Origin of the sequence: Microbacterium suaedae (assembly GCF_003254645.1) — a bacterium.
Lineage (GTDB): Bacteria > Actinomycetota > Actinomycetes > Actinomycetales > Microbacteriaceae > Microbacterium > Microbacterium suaedae.
The window spans coordinates 368,243-387,981 of the sequence record NZ_PNFD01000002.1 but is presented as its reverse complement, the minus strand read 5'-3'; the positions used below and the strand labels follow the sequence as shown (position 1 = coordinate 387,981).

Below are 19,739 nucleotides of genomic sequence, written 5' to 3'. Positions count from 1 at the left end.
CGTCAGCTCTTGTCGTCGCTCGCCGGGCCGACGGGAACGGCTGTGCCGGTCAGTGCCGCCGTCGTGACGCGCCGCCGACCGCGACCCTGCCCCGGCGCCTTGGGCTCCGGGAGCGCCTCGAGAACCGAGTCCAGCAGATTCGCAGGCTCGCCCTTCGGCGCTGTCGAACCGCCCTTGTCAGAGGCGCGGCGACGACGAGGCTTCCGCGGGCGCTCGTCGGCCTGATCGTCGGACGCCTCGGCGCCGCGCGGCCCCTCCGGCAGCACACCCGCCAGCTGATCCAATGATGCGGGCGCGACAGCGGGCGACGACGCGGGTGTGGAAGCGGGAGCAGAGTCCTGCCCCTCGTTCTCCGCGGCCTCGTCCTTCGCGATCGTCGACGCAGCGATCTTCGCAAGAGCCGACTTGGCCCCCTCGGTATTGACAGGCGCGACGGGCTCGTCCTTCTCATTCGAGCGCTCGTTCTTCTGTCCCCCGCTGCGGCCCTTGCCGCCGCCATTCGATCCCCCACGCGAGCGACGACCGCCGCCTCCGCTGTTCGCCGAACGGTGCTTCGTCACGGGGTCGTGGTGCACGATGACGCCCCGGCCCGCGCAGACCTCGCACGCCTCACTGAAGGTCTCGAGAAGACCCAGGCCGAGCTTCTTGCGGGTCATCTGCACAAGACCGAGCGAGGTGACCTCGGCCACCTGGTGCTTCGTGCGGTCGCGACTCAGGCACTCGACGAGCCGGCGCAGCACGAGGTCACGGTTCGATTCGAGAACCATGTCGATGAAATCGACCACGATGATCCCGCCGATGTCGCGCAGTCGCAGCTGACGCACGATCTCTTCGGCCGCCTCGAGGTTGTTCTTCGTGACGGTCTCCTCGAGATTCCCGCCCGTGCCGACGAACTTGCCGGTGTTCACGTCGATCACCGTCATGGCCTCTGTACGGTCGATCACGAGCGAGCCACCCGAAGGCAGCCACACCTTACGGTCGAGGGCCTTCTCGATCTGCTCGGTGATTCGGTGCTCATCGAACGGGTCATCGTCGCCCGCATGCTCTTCGACGCGTTCGAGCAGGTCTGGCGCAACGGACTCGAGATAGCTCGTGATCGTGTTCTGCACATCGGCGCCCTGGATGATCATCTTCTGGAAGTCTTCGTTGAAGACGTCCCGGACGATCTTGACGAGCAGATCGGGCTCGCTGTGCAGAAGGTTCGGCACGCTGCCCTTCTCGACCTGCTTCTGGATGTGCTCCCACTGCTGCGTCAGCCGATTCACATCGCGCGTGAGCTGCTCCTCCGTCGCCCCTTCCGCTGCCGTGCGCACGATGACGCCGGCCGATTCGGGGAGCACCTTCTTGAGGATCTTCTTCAGGCGCGACCGCTCCGTATCGGGGAGCTTGCGCGAGATGCCGTTCATCGATCCGCCCGGCACGTACACGAGGTATCGGCCCGGCAGCGAAATCTGACTCGTCAGGCGCGCGCCCTTGTGTCCCACCGGATCCTTCGTGACCTGCACGAGGACCCTGTCTCCCGGCTTGAGCGCGAGCTCGATGCGGCGGGGCTGATTGCCGGTCTCGACGGCATCCCAGTCGACCTCGCCCGAGTAGAGCACCGCGTTGCGTCCGCGCCCGATGTCGACGAACGCCGCTTCCATGCTCGGCAGCACGTTCTGCACGCGGCCGAGGTAGACGTTGCCGATCAGGGACGCATCCTGCGCACGGGCGACATAGTGCTCGACGAGCACACCGTCTTCCAGCACGCCGATCTGCGTGCGGCCCTGCTTCGAGCGCACGACCATCTGGCGATCGACGGCCTCGCGCCTCGCGAGGAACTCGGCCTCCGTCACCACCGTCCGGCGGCGACCCGCCTCGCGCCCGTCGCGACGACGCTGCTTCTTCGCCTCGAGCCGCGTCGAGCCCTTGATCCGCTGCGGCTCGTCGACGACCTCGACGACGCGCTTGCGCCCGCCCGAATCGCCACCGGAGTCGGATCCGGATCCGCCGCGTCGCCGGCGACGACGTGACGATCGGCCGCCGCCCTCGTCCTGTCCGTCGTCGCGGCGCTCATCTCGCCGCGGCTCGTCGAAGGACTCCAGCGGCGGCAGAAGGCGCACATCGGGCGCATAGAAGCTGAGCGCGGTCGACACGCGCGAGACAAAGTTCTCGGGCAGCAGACCGAGGCTCACAGCCGTCGGGATCGCGGGCTCATCGGGCTCCTTCTCGGCGGCAGGCTCGCCTGCCTCGGCCCCCGCCGTCCCCTCCGAGACTGCTCCGTGCGCTTCCTCCGCGGCTGCGGTGGTCCCGGCTCCGGACTCCGGCGCGTGCGGCGCGTCGCGCTCTTCGATCGCCGTGTCGCCCTGCGATGTCGTGTCGTTGGTGTCGTTGTTTTCTTCGGCCATCTCTGGCGAACTCCCTGCACGGGCGGTCTCTCACCCGTGGAAATCGTGCTGTCTCGCGCCTGGCGGATCAGCTTCTCACTGGTCTGCGACCGGCCTGGTCGGCTCTGATCGCGCGGAGCATCCGTTGCTCCGAAGTCTTCTTCTCAGCTCCTCGAGGCGCGCACGCGGCGAGGATCCGAAGCCATTATCTCACCTCGGCGCCGATCCGCGCATTCCCACCTGTCTCACGGGTCCCGGCGCGTCGCATTCGGCGTCTCGGTGGAAGACTGGATCCATGCATCAGACGCAGAAGCGCCCCACGGCGCTCGCCATCTGGCTCGTCGCCGCCGGAGTGATCGGCCTCATCGCCGCGTTCGCACTGACCATCGAGAAGTTCGAGGTGCTCGTCGATCCGACCCATGTCGCGGCGTGCGACTTCAATCCGCTCGTGCAGTGCGGCGCAAACCTGAATGCGCCGCAGGGATCCGTGTTCGGCTTCCCGAACCCGCTCATCGGGCTCGTCGGCTGGATGGCGCCCCTTGTCGTCGGCATGGCTCTCCTCGCCGGCGCGCGCTTCTCGAAGTGGTTCTGGGCGCTGTTCTCCGTCGGCATGACGTTCGCGTTCGGCTTCGTCTGCTGGCTCATCTGGCAGAGCATCTTCTTCATCGGCACCCTCTGCCCGTGGTGCATGGTCACGTGGGTCGTCACGATCCCCTCGTTCTACGCTGTGGTCCTCCACAGCGCACGCATCGGGGCGATCCCCCTCCCGAACAGCCTGCGACGAACCGCAGGAACCCTCATGGGATGGCTCCCGCTGCTCGCGACCGTGTCGTACGCCATCGTCGCGATCATCGCCGTCGTGCGGCTTCCCCAGGTGCTCGACTACATCTTCGGCTGATCCCTCCGAACGACGAACGGCGCCCCACGCATCGCGTGGGGCGCCGTTCGTCGTTCAGCGGCTCAGGAGAACCAGAGCGCGAGCTCGCGCTCGGCCGACTCGGGGCTGTCCGAGCCGTGCACGAGGTTCTGCTGCACCTTGAGGCCCCAGTCCCGACCGAGATCGCCGCGGATGGTGCCGGGAGCCGCGGTCGTCGGCTCGGTTGCGCCAGCCAACGAGCGGAAGCCCTCGATGACGCGGTGGCCGGCGACACGCACCGCGACGACGTCGCCCGACATCATGAACTCGATCAGCGGCTCGTAGAACGGCTTGCCCTCGTGTTCTGCATAGTGCGCCGCCAGCACCTCGCGAGCGGGCGTGAACTTGCGGATGTCGACGATCTCGTATCCCTTCGCCTCGATACGGGCGAGGATCTGGCCGGTCAGGCCGCGCGCCACGCCGTCGGGCTTGACGAGGACGAGGGTCTCTTCTGTAGCCATGGGAAGCCTTCCTGTGTCGGGGAGGGGACGCACCGAACCTATCGCGGGGACGCTACGGCGTGTCTGAGAGGTCGCCCTCCGCGGCGCGGCGCTGCTCCTGCACGCGCCGCTCGATCTTCGCGCCGCCGATCATCGCGTAGGCCCAGAGCCCGCCGAAGATGATCGTGATCAGGAGGATCGACGGGACGAGGAGGGCTCCGAGGGCGATCACGCCCTGCAGGACCCATCCCGCGACGCGCGCCCACCGCCAGCGGAGCGCGCCGCTGACGACGAGAAGGGCGACGAACATCACGGCTCCCGCGACGATGCCCCACCACGGGGGCACCCCCTCGGGCAGCGCGCGCAGCCCATAGAGAACGAGTCCCGCGAGGAACACGACGATCGCCTCGAAGGCGAGGACGACGGATCCGACCTTCTCGGGCAGCGTGCGGTAGCGGCGCGGACGCGACTCGGCGTTCGTCATCTACGACTTCCAGCCGTCGACGCGGGCGAGGGCGATCGCCTCGCCGCCGAGCACGATGGATCCGGCGACGACGACGCCGCGCTTCTCCCCCGATGCCGCCCACTCGCGCGCCGCGTCGGTCGCGTCGGCGATGTCGGCGTGCACGGTCGGGCGCATGCCCAGCTCTTCGGCGGCGTCTGCGACCTCATCGGCCGATGCCGAACGGTCCGAGCCGGACTGCGTCGCGAACAGGTGCGTCGTGACGGGAGACAGCGCCTCGATGAGCCCCGGGATGTCCTTGTCTGCCATGACGCCGAGCACGACGCCCCACTCCTCGAAATCGAACGCCTCCTGCAGCGCGCTGACGAGCGCCCGCGCGCCATGCGGATTGTGCGCCGCATCGACGATCACGGTCGGCTCGGTGCCGACGAGCTGCAGGCGCCCGGGCGAAGCGACCTCGGCGAAGCCCTGCGTGCGCACATCGGCGGCGATCTTCTGCTCGCCGCCCCCGATGAGGGCTTCGACCGCCGCGAGGGCGAGCGCCGCGTTGGCGCCCTGGTGGCGCCCGTAGAGCGGCAGGTACTCCTCGTCGTACTCCCCCGCGAGTCCGCGGATCGTGACGAGCTGACCACCGACCGCGAGGGCGTCGTCCGTGAGTGCGAACTCATCGCCCTCGAACGCGATCGTCGCGCCCTTCTCCGCGGCGACGCGACGGAGGACGGCCGCGACAGAAGGATCCTGGCGCGCCGAGACGACGTCCGCGCCGGGCTTGATGATCCCGGCTTTCACCTCCGCGATCTCCTCGCGCGTGTTCCCGAGACGGTCCGCGTGGTCGATGTCGATCGGCGCGATGACCGCGACGTCGCCGTCGGCCGTGTTCGTGGCGTCCCAGGCGCCGCCCATGCCGACCTCGAGCACCAGGACGTCGACGGGGGCGTCTGCGCACGCGACGAACGCGAGCACGGTCAGCAGCTCGAAGAACGTGAGCGGATTCTGGCCGTCGGCTTCGAGCTCCGCGTCGACGAGGGGCACGAACGACTCGATGTCGTCCCATGCGTCGGCGACGGCATCATCGGCGATGGGCTCACCGTCGATGAGGATCCGCTCCGTGAAACGGACGAGATGCGGGCTCGTGAAGAGGCCCGTGCGCAGGCCGTGCGCACGGATGAGCGACTCGATGATGCGCGCCGTCGACGTCTTGCCGTTCGTCCCTGTGACGTGCACGACGCGATACGTGCGCTGCGGATCGTCAAGGTACGTGAGCAGACGTGCCGTCCGCTCGAGCCGCGGCTCGACCCACGCTTCGCCCGCTCGCGCGAGGAGCTTCTCGTAGACCGCGTCGGCACGCTGAACGTCTGTGTCGGTCACTGCACTGCTCCGATCCGGGCGACCGCGATCGTCACATCGCCCGCGTTGGCGTACTTCCCGGCGGGGATCGTCTGCTCGAACTCGGCTCCCGCGGTGCCCTCATCGATCTCGTATTCGACAGAGAGCGTCTCCCCCGCGACGTCGGCGGCATGCCATGCGCGCTCAACAGCGGCGCGATCATCGGCGAAGGCAAACATGAGCTGCAGGCGGATCCTGTCGCTCACCTCGAAGCCGGCGCTCTTGCGGGTGTCCTGCACGGCGCGGATCAGGTCGCGCGCCAGGCCCTCCGCCTCGAGCTCGGGCGTGGTCGTCGTGTCGAGGATCACGAAGCCGCCGCCGGGCAACGTCGCGATCGCCTCACCGGCGGGGCGGCCGGATGTGTCGAGAGCCAGCTCGTACTCGCCCGGCTCGAGCGCGATGCCGCCCGCCGTCACGACGCCGTCCGACTCGCTCCAGTCGCCCGACTTCGACGCCTTGATCACCTGCTGCACCTGCTTCCCCAGTCGCGGCCCGATCGCCCGAGCGTTGACGGTGAGTCGGTGCGAGATGCCGTACTGCTCGGCGGTGGACTCGCGCAGCTCATCGAGCTCGACGACCTTGACGTTGAGCTCGTCGCGCAGAATGTCCTCGAAACGGCGCAGCCCCTCCGATCCGCGGGCAACGACGGTGAGCTTCGCGAGCGGCAGGCGCACGCGCAGCTTCTCCTTCTTGCGCAGAGCGTTCGCCACGCTGGACGCCTCGCGAACGGCATCCATCGCCTCCCGGAGATCGGTCGCCGAGGGAAACTCTGCCGCATCCGGCCAGTCGGTCAGGTGCACGCTGCGTTCACCGGTGAGGCCCTGCCAGACGCGCTCCGCGACGAGCGGGATCATCGGCGCCGCGATGCGGCAGAGCGTCTCGAGCACCGTGAAGAGCGTGTCGAACGCCTGCCGGCTCTCGGGGGCCTCCGTCACCCCCTCCCAGAAGCGGTCTCGCGAGCGACGGATGTACCAGTTCGTGAGCACTTCGGCGAAGTCGCGCAGGCGCGCCGATGCCGTCGTCGAGTCGAGCCGCTCGAGATCCGCCTTCACGGAGTCGATGAGCTCACCCGTCAGCGCAAGGATGTAGCGGTCGAGGACGTCCGTCGAGTCCGTGCGTCGCTCGGCCTCGTAGCCGGATCCCTCCGGCCCGCCCGCCGCATTCGCATAGGTCGAGAAGAAGTACCACGAGTTCCACAGCGGAAGCAGGAACTCGCGCACGCCCTGACGGATCCCCTCTTCTGTCACCGAGAGGTTGCCGCCACGCAGCACGCTCGACGACATCAGGAACCAGCGCATGGCGTCGGAACCGTCGCGGTCGAACACCTCGTTGACGTCGGGGTAGTTGCGCAGCGACTTCGACATCTTCTGGCCGTCGCTGCCGAGCACGATTCCGTGGCACGACACACCGGTGTACGCGGGGCGGTCGAACAGCGCCCCCGAGAGCACGTGCATGACGTAGAACCAGCCGCGCGTCTGGCCGATGTACTCGACGATGAAGTCGGCGGGCGCGTGCGAGTCGAACCAGTCCTTGTTCTCGAACGGGTAGTGCACCTGCGCGAAGGGCATCGACCCGGAGTCGAACCACACGTCGAAGACGTCCTCGATGCGCCGCATCGTGCTGCGCCCGGTCGGGTCGTCGGGGTTCGGCCGGGTGAGTTCGTCGATGTACGGGCGATGCATGTCGACCTCGCCCTGCTCGTTCCGCGGGAGCCTGCCGAAGTCGCGCTCGATCTCCTCAAGCGAGCCGTACACGTCGACACGGGGGTGGTTCGGATCGTCCGACTTCCACACCGGGATCGGCGATCCCCAGAAGCGATTGCGACTGATCGACCAGTCGCGTGCGCCCTCCAGCCACTTCCCGAACTGGCCATGCTTGACGTTCTCGGGAGCCCACGTGATCTCGTCGTTGAGTTCGACGAGGCGGTCCTTGACCTCCGTCACGCGGATGAACCAGCTCGAAACCGCCTTGTAGATCAGGGGGTTGCGGCAACGCCAGCAGTGCGGATAGCTGTGCACGTACGACTGCAGGCGCAGCAGGCGACCGTCACCGCGCAGACGGCGCACGATGTCCATATTCGCGTCGAGCCAGAGCTCGCCGGCGAAATCGGGCACGGAGTCGAGGAACCGGCCGTCGTCGCCGACCGAGACGATCGTCGGGATGCCCGCCGCGTCGTTGAGTCGCTTGTCATCCTCACCGTAGGCCGGGGCCTGGTGCACGACACCCGTGCCGTCGCTCGTCGTGACATAGTCGTCGACGAGGATCTGCCAGGCGTTCTCGGTGCCCCACGTCTCGGTGTCGGCGAAGTAGTCGAACAGGGGCGCGAACCGCACCCCCGCGAGCTCGGCGCCGCGGATCCGCTTCGTCACGGCGGCCTGCGCATCGGCGGCCTCGGCGTATCCGAGATCCTTCGCGTAGCCGGGCAGCAGATCCCCCGCAAGGAGGAACGTCGCACCGTTCGCACCTTCCTTCGCGCCGTCGCGGCCCGCCGGGACGACGACATACTCGATGTCGGGGCCGACCGCGAGAGACAGGTTCGTCGGGAGCGTCCACGGGGTCGTCGTCCACGCCAGGGCCGCGACGCCGTCGAGACCGAGCGAGGCGGCCTTCTCTCCTTCGAAGGGGAAGGTGACCGTCACCGAGGGATCCTGACGGTCCTGGTAGACGTCGTCGTCCATGCGCAGCTCGTGGTTGCTGAGCGGCGTCTGGTCGCGCCAGCAGTACGGCAGCACCCGGTAGCCCTCGTAGGCGAGACCCTTGTCGTACAGCTGCGCGAACGCCCACAGAACGCTCTCCATGTAGCTCGGATCGAGCGTCTTGTAGCCGCGTTCGAAGTCGACCCACCGCGCCTGACGGGTGACGTAGTCCTCCCAGTCGCGCGTGTAGGTGAGCACCGACTCGCGCGCCTTCGCGTTGAACGCGTCGACGCCCATCTGCTCGATCTCGCTCTTCTCGGTGATGCCGAGCTGCTTCATCGCCTCGAGCTCTGCCGGCAGGCCGTGCGTGTCCCAGCCGAAGACGCGGTCGACCTTCTTACCGAGCATCGTCTGGAAGCGCGGGAACAGATCCTTCGCGTAGCCCGTGAGCAGGTGGCCGTAGTGCGGCAGGCCGTTCGCGAACGGCGGGCCGTCGTAGAACACCCACTCCTCGGCGCCCTCGCGCTGCTCGATCGATGCGCGGAACGTGTCGTCCTGCGTCCAGAAGTCGAGAATCTCCTGCTCGATCTCGGGGAAGCGCGGCGAGGGCGTGACGGCGTCGGCGGCGGGGCCGAAAGCGCTCTTCGGGTAGGTCATCTCACTCCAGCAGCTCGTGACGGTTCGAACTGCGAGGACGACCCCCTGCCGATCTCTCGGAACGGGCCGCGGTACCACCCCGCGTTGCATCGCGCACGATGCCCCTCTCACTGCGGCTGTGACGGGCCTGCCCCGCGCGGTTCTACTGGGCTGCGAGCAGCTGTTCTTCCGCGAGCTCCCCGGTGATATCCGGATCGATGCCGTTGCGTACACGATTCTACCCCGCGAAACCTCCGCGTCGCATGGCTTCGCTATGGTGGGCCCGATGCGCCCAGACACTCGCCCGCCCCAGCCCTACGAACAGATCGCGGTGATCGGCGGCGGCGCGTGGGGAACGGCGCTCGCCTCGGTCGCGGCGCGTTCGGGGCGTCATGTGCGCCTGTGGCTGCGCGACGAGGCCCTCGCCGACGACATCGCCGCCGGCCGCGGCAACACCCGGTATCTCGAAGGCATCGAGTTGCCGCGCGGGATCCATCCGACGACCGATCTCGCGCGAGCGCTCGACGGCGCCGACGCGGTCCTGCTCGTGACGCCGTCGACGACCGTGCGCGACATGGCGCAGCGCATCGGGGACGTCGCGGCGCCGGGCGCACCGATCTTCGTCTGCGCAAAGGGCATCGAAGCGCACACCGGACTCCTGATGAGCGAGGTCGCCGCGGAAGCTGCGCCCGGGCGCGCGATCGGCACGGTCACCGGCCCGACATTCGCGACCGAGACGGCGGCCGGGCACCCTACGGCTGTCACTGTCGCCTGCACCTCCGGCGTGCGGGTGCCACCGCGGGATCGCGCCGCGACGCGCATGGCGATCTCACTCGCGACGGGCGCGTTCCGTCCCTATGTGTCGAACGACATGCCCGGCGTCGAGGTCGGCGGCGCCGTGAAAAACGTCATCGCGATCGCGTGCGGGATCCTCGAGGGCGCCGGCTTCGGCGAGAACTCCCGCGCCGCGATCATCACCCGCGGCCTCGACGAGATGAAGGAGCTGGCCGTCAAGCTCGGCGGCGCGCGCGAGACCGTCACGGGTCTCGGCGGGCTCGGCGACCTCATGCTCACCTGCTCGTCTCGGCAGTCCCGGAACTTCTCGTACGGCTTCCAGCGCGGACAGGGCCTCGGCGACGAGGAGGTCTTCGGCGGCAAGCCGGTCGTCGTCGAGGGGCGGCACAACGCGATCACCGTCACCGATCTCGCGCGATTGCTCGGGATCACGATGCCGATCAGCGAGATGGTGCGCGCGATCGTCGCCGACGGAGAGCCGATCGGCGACGCGTTCGCGACCTACTGGGCCGCCCCCATTCGCGCCGAGCCTCGCGCGCTCGACCTCGAGATCGCCCACCCCGCGATCGAGGCCGTCACCAAACGATTCGAGGACCTCAACGGATGACTCACGATTCCCTGAACGACCACGCGTCGTGGCGGTTCGTACTCGCGACCGACCTCGACGGCACCTTCCTCGGCGGCAGCGCCGCGCAGCGCACCGCCCTCTACGACTGGATCGAAGCACGCCGCGACGAGATCGGCCTCGTCTTCGTGACGGGGCGGGATCCCGAGTACATCGAAAGCCTCTGCCGCGACGGCGCAGACGCCTGGCGCGGCGACCGCGTGCGTGCCCCTTGGCCCGACTACGTCGTCGGTGATGTGGGAACGACGATCGCCGGAATCGCGGACGGACGCGTCACGCCGATCGAAGCGCTCGAGGAGCACATCCGCGACGCGTGGCGGGATCGCGGCGACTGGATCCGCGACGTCCTTGCCGATGCGCCCGGGCTCGTCGAGCAGGAGACGGCGTTTCGGCACCGGGTCTCGTACCACTGGGACGAGGCGACATACGATCCTGCGAGCGTGCGCCCCCTCGAGGAGGCGGGGCTCGACGTTCTCATCTCCCACGGCTGCTACCTCGACGTGCTCCCCGGCGGCGTGTCGAAGGGACCGTCGCTCCGACGGTTGCTCGATCAGCTGGGCGTTCCGGACGAACGGGTGCTCGTCGCGGGCGACACGCTCAACGACCTGTCGATGTTTGAGACCGGGCTGCACGGGGCCGTCGTCGGCGGCGCCGAGCAGGCCCTCGTCGACGCGACCGCCGATCTCCCGCACGCGCGACGCTGCGCGCTTCCGGGCGCTGCGGGAATCGCCGAGGCGATCCGCGCATTCGACCTGCACCCTGATCCCCCCGAGGAGGTGACGGCATGACCGCCGACAAGAGCGACCTCGTCGTCGTGTACCACCGCCAGCCGTACGAAGAGGTCACCCTCGACGACGGCACCGTCGAGCTGCGTGAGAACGCGAGCCCCAACGGCATCGTCCCGACCATCAAGGGGGTGATGGGCAAGATGGAGTCGGCCGCGTGGGTCGCCTGGAAGCAGACCGACGACCCGCAGAATCCGCAGTTCGACCAGATCATCGAGATCGATGACTCCTACGGCTCGTACACGGTGAACCGCCTGCCGCTGACAGCGCACGAGGTCTCGAGCTTCTACCACCTCACGTCGAAAGAGGCGTTCTGGCCGATCCTGCACGGCTTCAAGGAGCGCTACAACTACGACCCCGTCGACTGGGACACGTTCCGCGCCGTCAATCGGAAGTTCGCCGAGGCAGCCGCCGAGGCCGCGAGCGACGACGCCGTCGTGTGGATCCACGACTACAACCTCTGGCTCGTTCCCGGATTCCTCCGCGAGATCAAGCCGAGCGTGAAGATCGCGTTCTTCCACCACACGCCGTTCCCGGCGTCGGGCATGTTCAATGTGCTGCCGTGGCGCGAGGAGATCATCCGCTCGCTGCTCGAATCCGACTCGATCGGCTTCCACATCCCGCGATACGCGCAGAGCTTCGTGTCGGTCGCGCGCTCGATCACGTCGGCGCGCACGATCGCCGATCAGCCGACAGACCCCGATATGTCCCCGCGCGGCGATGCACTCTCGGAGCGGTGGACGCCCACGCTCATGGAGCATCACGGGCACCTCATCCACATCGAGACCAATCCCGTCGGCGTCAACGACACATACGTCGAGGAGCTCACCCAGCGCGAAGGCTTCGAGCAGCGGGTGCAGGAGATCAGAGACTGGGTGGGAGACGCGACGATGATCCTGTCGGTCTCGCGCACCGACTACACCAAGGGCAACATCGAGCAGCTCGAGACCTTCGAGCGGCTTCTCCAGCGACGCCCTGAGCTGCGGGGCAAGGTCCGGCTCATGCTCGTCTCGGTCGGCGCGAACCGCAGCATGGCGGCGTACGACGAAATCCAGCAGCGCATCGAAGAGCTCACGGGGCGCATCAACGGCACGCACGGATCCTTCGAGTGGCAGCCCGTCTCTCTCGTGTCCACCGCGATCCCGATGCAGGATCTCGTCGCCTACTACCGGGCGGCCGACATCTGCTCGATCACGCCGCTGGCAGACGGTCTCAACCTCGTCGCACCGGAGTTCTGCATCGCGCAGGGCGATGAAGGCTCCGGTGCCCTCATCCTCTCGGAGTTCGCCGGCTGCGCGGTGCTCCTCGAGGGGCAGATCCCCGTCAACCCCTTCAGCTTCGCGAACATGGATCGCGCGCTCGACGCGGCCCTCGCTATGAGCGAGGAGGGACGACGCGAGCGGATGCGCGACCTGGTGCGATCGTCGAAACGCTGGAACATCACCGCGTGGTCCGACGCGACCATGAAGCTGTTCCGCGCCCTCCGCCGCGGCGAGAAGCCCGAGATCACGCCCTCGGCCGCGCTGGCGAGCGACCGCACGAGCGAAATCCCGATCGTCTCCGCCTCCGACACATCGATCGGCTGACGCGGGAACCGGCGCGGATCCCTCACCGGGAGAGTCCGCGCCGGTTGCGATCAGGCCAGCACTCCCTCGAGGCGCGCGTAGCTCGCCTCCATGCCGTCCGTCATGCCGGTGGCGAGGATCTGGTCGCGAATCTCGGCGCTCTCGAACGTCATGAGGTAGACGAGCAGCGTCCCCTCGGGCACGGGCGTCAGAGTGAGCTCGTTGACCGTCGTTCCCGGCAGCCCCTCCATCTGTTCGGTGTGCACAAGACGGCGCGGCGCGTCTGCTTCGAGCACGTCGCCGATGATGCTGAACGGCTCGCCCGGCTCCCCCTTCTTCGGGGCCCAGCGATAGCGGGTCGACGAGCCCGCGCCAGCCGGCGGCACGCACTCCGTCATCTCCCAGCCGTCGGGGCCGAGCATCCAGCTCCGCAGCAGATCGGGCTCGTGATGCGCGCGCCAGACGTCCTCCAGGGATCCGCGGATCACGCGCGAGACGCGGATCTGGGTATCCGAGAGCTTCTGCGCGTGCGTCGGGATGTCCGCCGCGAAGGTCCTCAGATCGGCGAGGACGGCATCGATCTGCCCCATCGCCGACGTCGTCCCCTCGACCATCCCCATCTCGACGAGCTGCTCGAGCTCCTCGAGGGAGGCGAAGTGCGTGACGACCGTGAGGCGGGATCCGCCACTCGTCTCCTCGAACGCGAAACGCATGCGCATCGTCGGCATCTCGCGATTCGGCTCGCCGTCGTCGCTCGCGAAGCCGTTGAGCACCTCGAACGAGTTCGGCGCGTCGACAGACAGGAATTCCCAGAATCCGGCCGCGATGTCGCCGCCGGGCCCGGTCATGAAGTATCGGCTCTGCCCGCCCGCGAACATATCGTGGCGCGTGAACGTGGCCGGATACTCTTCCGGACCCCAGAACTGCTCGATGAGGCGCGGGTCGGCGTAGGCGTCCCAGAGGCGCTGTCTGCTCGCCGCGAAGTCGGCGACGAACGACAGGGTGAGGGCGTCGTGATCGGTGTCGACGGATGTGATGGGCATCGTCAGGGTCCTTTCGGTTCGTCCAGGAGGGCGTCGAGTCGCGAGATCCGCGCCCTCCAGATGTCCTCGTAGGCTGCGAGGAGCCGTCGGGCGCGGCGAATCCGATCCGGGTCTCCCCGCACGATCCGCTGCCTGCCTCTCGGGTGCTTCGACACGAGTCCCGCTTCCTCGAGAACCGCGACGTGCTTCTGCACGGCCGCGAAGGACATGTCGTACGCCGCCGCGAGCTCACTCACGGCGGCTTCCTCTGTCAGGACGCGTCGCACGATGTCACGGCGCGTCGCATCAGCCAAGGCACGGAAGACTCGGTCCACCTCGGCGTCGCTCAACTCACTATCTACAACCATTTGGTTGCACGTTAGCGCGATGGGCGTCCGCGCACAAGGCCTCTCCTGTCGGGACGCGTCCCGGTGACACAACCGGCCTTTGGATGACACAAAGCTCTGATGAGGTGCCACCGTGTGTCACGAAACGCCGACGCCTTACGGAAGTTGCGCCTCTCGCGGGAGGAACATCAGCGGCAGATGCAGGAGCGATTGGGCTCTGGGGGTCTGCTGAACGAGTAGGTGACATCTGAGATGGCGTGCCCGGAGGGCGTGCCCGGAAGGATGACACCATGCCCGCTCCCTACCCTCAGGAGTTCCGCGACGACGACGTGCGCGTCGCAGAGAACCGTGAGTCCGGCGTCACGATCGAGCAGATCGCGAAGGACTTCGCGTTCACCCCATGACGCTGCAGAAGTGGCTCCAACGCGCTCGCATCGACCGCGGCGACACGGATCCGACCGCCGCGATGCCGACCACGGCGCAGACCGAGCAGCTGCGGGAGGCGAACAAGCGGATCCGTCTCCTCGAGCAGGAGAACGAGGTCCTCCGCCGAGCGACCGCGTGTCTGTCCCAGGCGCATCTGCCGGGAAATGGCTCTACCCGCTCGTGACGGAGCTCGCCGTCGACGGGATCCCCGTCGCGGTGACGTGCCGGGTACTGAAGCTCGCTCGCCAGCCGAACTGCCGCTGGCTGAAGAGCCCAATCACCGAGGCTGAACTGACCGAGGCGTATCGCGCGAGCGCGCTGTTCGACGCCCACCGGGACGATCCCGAGTTAGGGCACCGATTCCTCGCCGACGAAGCCCGCAACGCCGGGGGAAGCGATGTCGGACCGGACGGCATGGAAGATCACCTCGCGAAACGGCTGGTGGTCGGCGTTCGGGAAGAAGAAGGCCCGCGGGGCGGGCAAGAGGCCTGGTCCGCCCATGCACGACGATCTCGTACAACGAGAGTTCGTCGCCGATACGCCGAACCGGCTGTGGCTGACGGACATCAGCGAGCACAAGACCGGCGAGGGCAAGCTCTACCTCTGCGCGATCAGGGACGCCTTCTCCGGCAAGATCGTCGGCTATTCGATCGATTCGAGGATGAAGTCCCGCCTGGTCGTGAACGCCATCGACAACGCAGTCGCGTTGCGCGGTGACGTCGCTGGCTGTGTCGTTCACAGCGACAGAGGAAGCCAATTTCGCGCTCGGAAGACCGTGCGTGCGCTGGCCCGTCACAGCCTGGTCGGGTCGATGGGCAGAGTCGGCGCGGCCGGCGACAACGCCGCGATGGAATCGTTCTTCAGTCTCCTACAGAAGAACGTCCCCAACCGGCGATCCTGGGCGACGCGTGAGGAACTGCGCATCACGATCGTGACTTGGATCGAACGCACCTACCACCGGCGCAGGCGGCAGGCCCGTCTGGGGAAGTTGACCCCGGTCGAGTTCGAGGCCACGATGAGACCGTCCATGGCCCTCGCGGTCTGACTAACCCCTGTCACCTATCCGTTCAGCAGACCCTGTCGTATTCCACCTGTACTCACATCAGTGTGGTCGAAAGCTCCGACATTGCCCTACCTTTCGGCACTCAGACACAAAATCTTCCGCGCCGGCCAACCCGCCCAGCACACCGCCCCTGGGCGCACGCGCCCGCGGAGTGTCCGGCCGATCCGCCGTGCCGCCGTCTTCATCACCACCGGGGTCGATCAGCAGTACTATTTCCCGCTCTCAACCGCACGTGGCACGGGAGAACCGCCATCCGAATGGCTCCGAACGCTCCGCCTCCTCGTCCTCAAGCCGTCTCTGTCTCCTCCGACCCGCTGGACGATGAGGGCAGATCCTCGAGCTGGATGCTGAGAGCTTGGGGGCTGTCTCCGCTCGTGTCGAGCTCGACGACGACCCGCACCGCGATCTCGCTGCTTGCTTCGAAGTAGTGATCGTTAAGCTCGCCCGAGAGGCTCATAGATTCGCCTCCGTCGATGAACCAGTCTCCCTTGAAGACGGGGCCCTCGATATAGATGAGCGCATCGGCTGTGGCGGTGACGGCGACTGAACCGGGCTGTCGGGCGAACTCGAACTCCGTCGTCTGATCGATATAGCTGATGGAGCCGCCCTCCATTGCGGGGACTTCGAACTTCACAAAGTCCGGATAGTCGTAGTCGCCGCCGTAGCCCATCTGCTGTGAGATCTCCCGATCCGCGAGTTCGTAGAGGGCATCGGTAGCCGCAGTCACCAGCGCAGCATGATCTGCTGCTTCGACTTCGGCAATCGCATGCGGAACGTTCTTCACACTCCCGACGCGATTGCGTCCGATCCCACGTTCGTCGAGATCCTCGAGCAGATGTTGGTGAAGCGTCTTCGAATCCACGGACAGGAACCCCTTGTCCGCGGTCACGAACAATATCTTCCGCTCGTTGTCCCGGGCCAGAATAGCGAGCACCGTCTCCCAGATCAGGGTGTCGCGGAAGCCCACCGATGCGGGCTTCTGCTTGAAATCGATCTCAATGAACGGTCGCCGACGTGCAAGGTCTCGCTTGAGGATTTCCGTTGCGGCCACATCTGGCACAGGCTCGGCAGTGACGTTGTCGCGTTTCAGCACTGCCCCGAATGCCGAAAGCAGGTCCGCGCCGATCCCGGCGAAGCTCGCCTCCAGGTCAGCGATCGTCTGTCTGACGTCGACGCCGGACTTCGCCATGTCGCCGACCCCCTTGGCCGCCTCGCTGTGAGCACGATCGGCCGCCTCTCGGCGTTGTCGAAGCAACTCGTCGATCACCACCTGCGGGTACACGACCACGCAGGATCCGCTCGCGGCCAGGTCCAGGAGCTTCTTGCCTGGCGGACTAGCCAGCCACGGGTCGCTGTGGACGGCGTTGGTATCGAGCACAACGACGAGCATGCGCACCATTATGCCCTGAAACTAGGCCGTCCGTCAGCGTCCTACCGTTCGCCAGCCCGGGGGCCCGTCCGCTTCACGCGCGGCGCGCGTTCACCGGGGTCTGGGCGGTAAGTGGCCCGCTAAGTGAAGAGGATCTTCATTGCCTCGACCGCTAGGGCCTCGTTGCCGTTCTTGTGGCATTCGAGGGTCAACTTCGTGACCTCGGCGGTTATCCGCACCGACTCTCGAGCCGTCGCGCGCTCGGAATCGTCCACCGCAACGATGCGCCGACCATCGAACCGGCTCGGATCGTTCATATCGGCGAGACTGTTTCTCTCAAGATCGCGGAAGAACCACGCGAAGTCGTACACGTCAACACAGGGCTTGTTGTCTCGGACGGGCTTTGCCGCACGCATCTCGAGATATAGCGAAGAGATGGGAACGTGCTGCTTGTGCTTCTACTCCTTAAGCAGGCGCACGAATCGCTTCGTCTGAGGCACCTGCCTCTTCGACTCGTTGACGTACTCTCTGTGCTTGGTCGGGCTGCTGCGTCTCCAGCCCGCGCCAGTCGGATCAGGGATGTCGTTGTCATCGTCACCGACGTAGTGCGCCGGCGCAATCTCCATATACGGGCCATCCGGAAACGTCAGCTTCACCACGGGCCGGTCGACATGCGCGTATACGTCCGGGAATTCGAGAGAGAGTGCGGCTCGAATCCTCTCCAGATCTCCCGCGCTCGTCTGCAGACGCACACCGGGCATTGATGCGAAGTAGTCCACGTCGCTCCAGGGAGAGGCGGCTGTGTCGTGAGACTACGACCCCGTCTCGAAGATGTAGAAGACTCCGAGATCAGCCTTCAGGCGCCGCTCGATTGCACTCCGGTGCAGGCTTGCGCGTGCACGATCCGCGTCAGTCGGGGTCGCCACGGAGGCGACGAAGGTGAGGTAGCCAGTGACCGTGGTCACACGTCGACCTGGAAAGTCTGACCGCCGTTTTCGATGTTCTTCCTGGCTCGCCAGTATGCTCGCCCGGGGATTGGATCGGCCGACGTGTTCAGGGCGTCCACCTCGGCGGCGAGCGTGTTCAGGTCCGTGCGAGCGTCGTCGACCGGACGAGTTGCGAGGTCAATGGCGAGCCGGCGCGCAGCGCCCTGCAGGGCTTTGTATCGCGCCGCATCCGCCTGAGTGCGCTCCGCTCGCTTGTCCGGTCGCAGCGTGACGTGTACGGCCGCGGTGATCGCCGCGAGCAGTGCCAAGCATCCCGCGAGTACCTGGAGACCTCCCAAGGCGAAGGTCAGCACTGCCGTGACGCCGCTGGCGATCGCGGTGCCGCCGCCGAGGATCCAGTGGAGCCCGGTCCATATTTTGCTCGCCTCAATCTGACCCTCGGTTGAGAACATGGCGCTCTCCTCGATGCGCGCGCTCGGCTTCGATCAGAACCCGCACATCTTCCGTCATTCGGCCACAGTATCGCTCGCCAACGACGTCGCTGACGTCACCGCAGGAAGATCTTCGGCGCCTTGCGGGGTTTGGATGCAGAAGCTGCGGGTCGGGGTTCGCGCCGGGCATCTGCGAGAAGCTCGACAGGTATGCGATCGCCCGGCTGAAGGCAGCCGCGGACCCGCCTGCGGCAGCACGGTCATCCAACGACGTGGTCGCAGCGTTTGCTGACGCCGTTGCCGTTGGAATACCGACGGTGATCTCATGGTTCGGGCGCTGACGGACCAGCTTGCTGAGCGACCGATCGCGGATCAGGAGGAGTTGACGCCTCAGGAGATCAGCTACCTTGTCCAGTCCAAGACGTTCACCCCGGAGACATTCGAGCCGACGTCGACTCGGGTCGCTCGCGGGGCCTCGCGGCGGTTGCGGCGGGCCTCTTCAGACGAGCCTGCATCAGAGCATGCCGGCAGCCGCGACGTCCACCTTCTTGAACACGAACGGTGCTTCTCTCTTCGCGGCCGCCGATCGCGGAGAATTGCACGCGGTTGGTGTCTCCCAGTCGAAGCGGTTTCCGTCGTGGCAGTTCAGTCTGTCCTCGCCGGGGAAAGTCGTGCCGCGCCCGAGCGAGACCATCGACCTTTTGAAGACAAGGGATGGGTGTCGGTGTCTGCTCTGATGGCGCCGCCGCTCGCAGGTCGTCTACGCGGCTTGGCCTCGAGCTGCAAGAAAATCCGCCGCCGTCTCAACCCGATACCGCTCGTCGACGTAACTCGCCGGAGTGAGATTTCGAGTTACGAAGAGCGTGCTCAGGCGAAACTGCTCGCCGTCGGGCGGGTCGCCGAGCCCGAGGTGCGCCGCAATGCTCGCGACGTGGGGTGCTAGTTCGCTCTCCTTGCGGGACAGCTGTGTGGTGTAGCAGGGCTTGGTCCCGCGGGCTCCTACCTGGTCCCGGAAGAAGGAGCGCAGTTGGCGCGCCGTCTCGGCGAATCCGTGAACCGATGCGGGGTCTTTTGCCTCAATCAGCCACACGGTGCTATCGCCAGCGCGGCCGCACACGAGGTCAACTTCGGTAGTGAGAGTCGGCACGCCGAGCCGCGCGTGGTCGTTGGGTTTCACGCGGGCGACCGTGGCGTATCCGAGTTGCTCCAGCCGTACTTGGAGGGACCTTTCGAACCGAATGTTGCGGCGCGCACGGCGGCCCGCAAGCGCGTCGGTGACAGGCTGAGGAACGTCCCCCGCCCAGGGAAGAACGCCTTGGAGCAGGTGGCGGTAGTAGACCTGAAAGGACGTCAGCAAGTACTGCGGGCTGACAATGAGTCTTCCGTCCAAGTCTTGCACCACCGGTTGCACGAGGAGCCGATGACGCCGTGTGCGCGTTTGCCAGGGCCTCCATTCCACGGCTTGCATCTGGACGGCCGTGCTCGTGAGCATCCCGATAGCGGCTTCGACACGCGTACTCT

General features: G+C 66.9%; 17 protein-coding genes and 1 pseudogene. 5 read left to right on the top strand and 13 right to left on the bottom strand.

Annotation, left to right across the window (positions count from 1 at the left end; genetic code table 11):
- Positions 1–2: 2 nt before the first annotated feature.
- Positions 3–2,387, bottom strand: coding sequence for an Rne/Rng family ribonuclease (locus C0012_RS08435; RefSeq protein WP_110589049.1), 2,385 nt, complete (start codon positions 2,385–2,387; stop codon positions 3–5).
- A 274-nt stretch (positions 2,388–2,661) separates the two neighbouring features.
- On the opposite strand from C0012_RS08435, the gene C0012_RS08430 reads away from it, so the two are divergent.
- Positions 2,662–3,264 carry a vitamin K epoxide reductase family protein gene (locus C0012_RS08430; protein WP_110589050.1) on the top strand — a complete coding sequence of 201 codons (603 nt, stop codon included), beginning with the start codon at positions 2,662–2,664 and terminating at the stop codon, positions 3,262–3,264.
- 62 nt (positions 3,265–3,326) lie between these two features.
- Here the strand turns inward: C0012_RS08430 and ndk are convergent, their stop codons facing one another.
- The 4 genes from ndk to ileS are packed head-to-tail and all read right to left on the bottom strand — an operon-like array spanning position 3,327 to position 8,864.
- Positions 3,327–3,743, bottom strand: a complete 417-nt coding sequence (gene ndk, locus C0012_RS08425) for a nucleoside-diphosphate kinase (RefSeq protein ID WP_110589051.1) — start codon at positions 3,741–3,743, stop codon at positions 3,327–3,329.
- 52 nt (positions 3,744–3,795) lie between these two features.
- On the bottom strand, positions 3,796–4,206 hold the full coding sequence (locus C0012_RS08420) for a DUF4233 domain-containing protein (protein WP_110589052.1): 411 nt from the start codon (positions 4,204–4,206) through the stop codon (positions 3,796–3,798).
- Complete coding sequence (locus C0012_RS08415; RefSeq protein ID WP_110589053.1) at positions 4,207–5,553, bottom strand: bifunctional folylpolyglutamate synthase/dihydrofolate synthase; 1,347 nt, start codon at positions 5,551–5,553, stop codon at positions 4,207–4,209.
- Positions 5,550–8,864, bottom strand: a complete 3,315-nt coding sequence (gene ileS, locus C0012_RS08410) for an isoleucine--tRNA ligase (RefSeq protein ID WP_110589054.1) — start codon at positions 8,862–8,864, stop codon at positions 5,550–5,552. Before ileS ends, C0012_RS08415 begins: the two co-directional genes overlap by 4 nt.
- A gap of 265 nt (positions 8,865–9,129) precedes the next feature.
- On the opposite strand from ileS, the gene C0012_RS08405 reads away from it, so the two are divergent.
- The 3 genes from C0012_RS08405 to ggpS are packed head-to-tail and all read left to right on the top strand — an operon-like array spanning position 9,130 to position 12,634.
- Positions 9,130–10,245, top strand: coding sequence for an NAD(P)H-dependent glycerol-3-phosphate dehydrogenase (locus tag C0012_RS08405; protein WP_110589405.1), 1,116 nt, complete (start codon positions 9,130–9,132; stop codon positions 10,243–10,245).
- Positions 10,242–11,051 carry an HAD-IIB family hydrolase gene (locus C0012_RS08400; RefSeq protein ID WP_110589055.1) on the top strand — a complete coding sequence of 270 codons (810 nt, stop codon included), beginning with the start codon at positions 10,242–10,244 and terminating at the stop codon, positions 11,049–11,051. The genes C0012_RS08405 and C0012_RS08400 overlap by 4 nt, the downstream gene beginning before the upstream one ends.
- Complete coding sequence (ggpS, locus tag C0012_RS08395) at positions 11,048–12,634, top strand: glucosylglycerol-phosphate synthase (protein WP_110589056.1); 1,587 nt, start codon at positions 11,048–11,050, stop codon at positions 12,632–12,634. Before C0012_RS08400 ends, ggpS begins: the two co-directional genes overlap by 4 nt.
- Before the next feature lie 50 nt (positions 12,635–12,684).
- On the opposite strand, the gene C0012_RS08390 is transcribed toward ggpS, so the two are convergent.
- Complete coding sequence (locus tag C0012_RS08390; RefSeq protein ID WP_110589057.1) at positions 12,685–13,656, bottom strand: SRPBCC family protein; 972 nt, start codon at positions 13,654–13,656, stop codon at positions 12,685–12,687.
- Positions 13,657–13,658: 2 nt separating this feature from the next.
- Entirely contained in the window at positions 13,659–14,003 is a 345-nt protein-coding gene (locus C0012_RS08385) for an ArsR/SmtB family transcription factor (protein WP_110589058.1), read from the bottom strand.
- A 269-nt stretch (positions 14,004–14,272) separates the two neighbouring features.
- On the opposite strand from C0012_RS08385, the pseudogene C0012_RS08380 reads away from it, so the two are divergent.
- Positions 14,273–15,453: pseudogene (locus tag C0012_RS08380) on the top strand (IS3 family transposase).
- A gap of 304 nt (positions 15,454–15,757) precedes the next feature.
- Here C0012_RS08380 and C0012_RS08375 read toward each other — a convergent pair.
- The 6 genes from C0012_RS08375 to C0012_RS08350 form a co-directional block, all read right to left on the bottom strand.
- Positions 15,758–16,861, bottom strand: a complete 1,104-nt coding sequence (locus tag C0012_RS08375; RefSeq protein WP_162621840.1) for a PIN domain-containing protein — start codon at positions 16,859–16,861, stop codon at positions 15,758–15,760.
- A 119-nt stretch (positions 16,862–16,980) separates the two neighbouring features.
- On the bottom strand, positions 16,981–17,211 hold the full coding sequence (locus C0012_RS08370; protein ID WP_110589060.1) for a hypothetical protein: 231 nt from the start codon (positions 17,209–17,211) through the stop codon (positions 16,981–16,983).
- Positions 17,212–17,298: 87 nt separating this feature from the next.
- Positions 17,299–17,619, bottom strand: coding sequence for a hypothetical protein (locus C0012_RS08365; RefSeq protein WP_110589061.1), 321 nt, complete (start codon positions 17,617–17,619; stop codon positions 17,299–17,301).
- A gap of 33 nt (positions 17,620–17,652) precedes the next feature.
- Positions 17,653–17,805 carry an RNA-binding protein gene (locus tag C0012_RS15430; protein WP_162621841.1) on the bottom strand — a complete coding sequence of 51 codons (153 nt, stop codon included), beginning with the start codon at positions 17,803–17,805 and terminating at the stop codon, positions 17,653–17,655.
- Positions 17,802–18,254 carry an SLATT domain-containing protein gene (locus C0012_RS08360; RefSeq protein ID WP_269777938.1) on the bottom strand — a complete coding sequence of 151 codons (453 nt, stop codon included), beginning with the start codon at positions 18,252–18,254 and terminating at the stop codon, positions 17,802–17,804. Before C0012_RS08360 ends, C0012_RS15430 begins: the two co-directional genes overlap by 4 nt.
- Positions 18,255–18,978: 724 nt before the next feature.
- Entirely contained in the window at positions 18,979–19,710 is a 732-nt protein-coding gene (locus tag C0012_RS08350) for a hypothetical protein (protein ID WP_110589064.1), read from the bottom strand.
- Positions 19,711–19,739 lie beyond the last annotated feature (29 nt).

What these genes read in the sequence shown, in the direction of transcription:
- C0012_RS08435 (WP_110589049.1), bottom strand. Translation starts at nt 2,387, where the DNA reads ATGGCCGAAGAAAACAACGACACCAACGACACGACATCGCAGGGCGAC.
- C0012_RS08430 (WP_110589050.1), top strand. Translation starts at nt 2,662, where the DNA reads ATGCATCAGACGCAGAAGCGCCCCACGGCGCTCGCCATCTGGCTCGTC.
- ndk (WP_110589051.1), bottom strand. Translation starts at nt 3,743, where the DNA reads ATGGCTACAGAAGAGACCCTCGTCCTCGTCAAGCCCGACGGCGTGGCG.
- C0012_RS08420 (WP_110589052.1), bottom strand. Translation starts at nt 4,206, where the DNA reads ATGACGAACGCCGAGTCGCGTCCGCGCCGCTACCGCACGCTGCCCGAG.
- ileS (WP_110589054.1), bottom strand. Translation starts at nt 8,864, where the DNA reads ATGACCTACCCGAAGAGCGCTTTCGGCCCCGCCGCCGACGCCGTCACG.
- C0012_RS08405 (WP_110589405.1), top strand. Translation starts at nt 9,130, where the DNA reads ATGCGCCCAGACACTCGCCCGCCCCAGCCCTACGAACAGATCGCGGTG.
- C0012_RS08400 (WP_110589055.1), top strand. Translation starts at nt 10,242, where the DNA reads ATGACTCACGATTCCCTGAACGACCACGCGTCGTGGCGGTTCGTACTC.
- ggpS (WP_110589056.1), top strand. Translation starts at nt 11,048, where the DNA reads ATGACCGCCGACAAGAGCGACCTCGTCGTCGTGTACCACCGCCAGCCG.
- C0012_RS08390 (WP_110589057.1), bottom strand. Translation starts at nt 13,656, where the DNA reads ATGCCCATCACATCCGTCGACACCGATCACGACGCCCTCACCCTGTCG.
- C0012_RS08385 (WP_110589058.1), bottom strand. Translation starts at nt 14,003, where the DNA reads ATGGTTGTAGATAGTGAGTTGAGCGACGCCGAGGTGGACCGAGTCTTC.
- C0012_RS08375 (WP_162621840.1), bottom strand. Translation starts at nt 16,861, where the DNA reads ATGCTCGTCGTTGTGCTCGATACCAACGCCGTCCACAGCGACCCGTGG.
- C0012_RS08350 (WP_110589064.1), bottom strand. Translation starts at nt 19,710, where the DNA reads ATGCTCACGAGCACGGCCGTCCAGATGCAAGCCGTGGAATGGAGGCCC.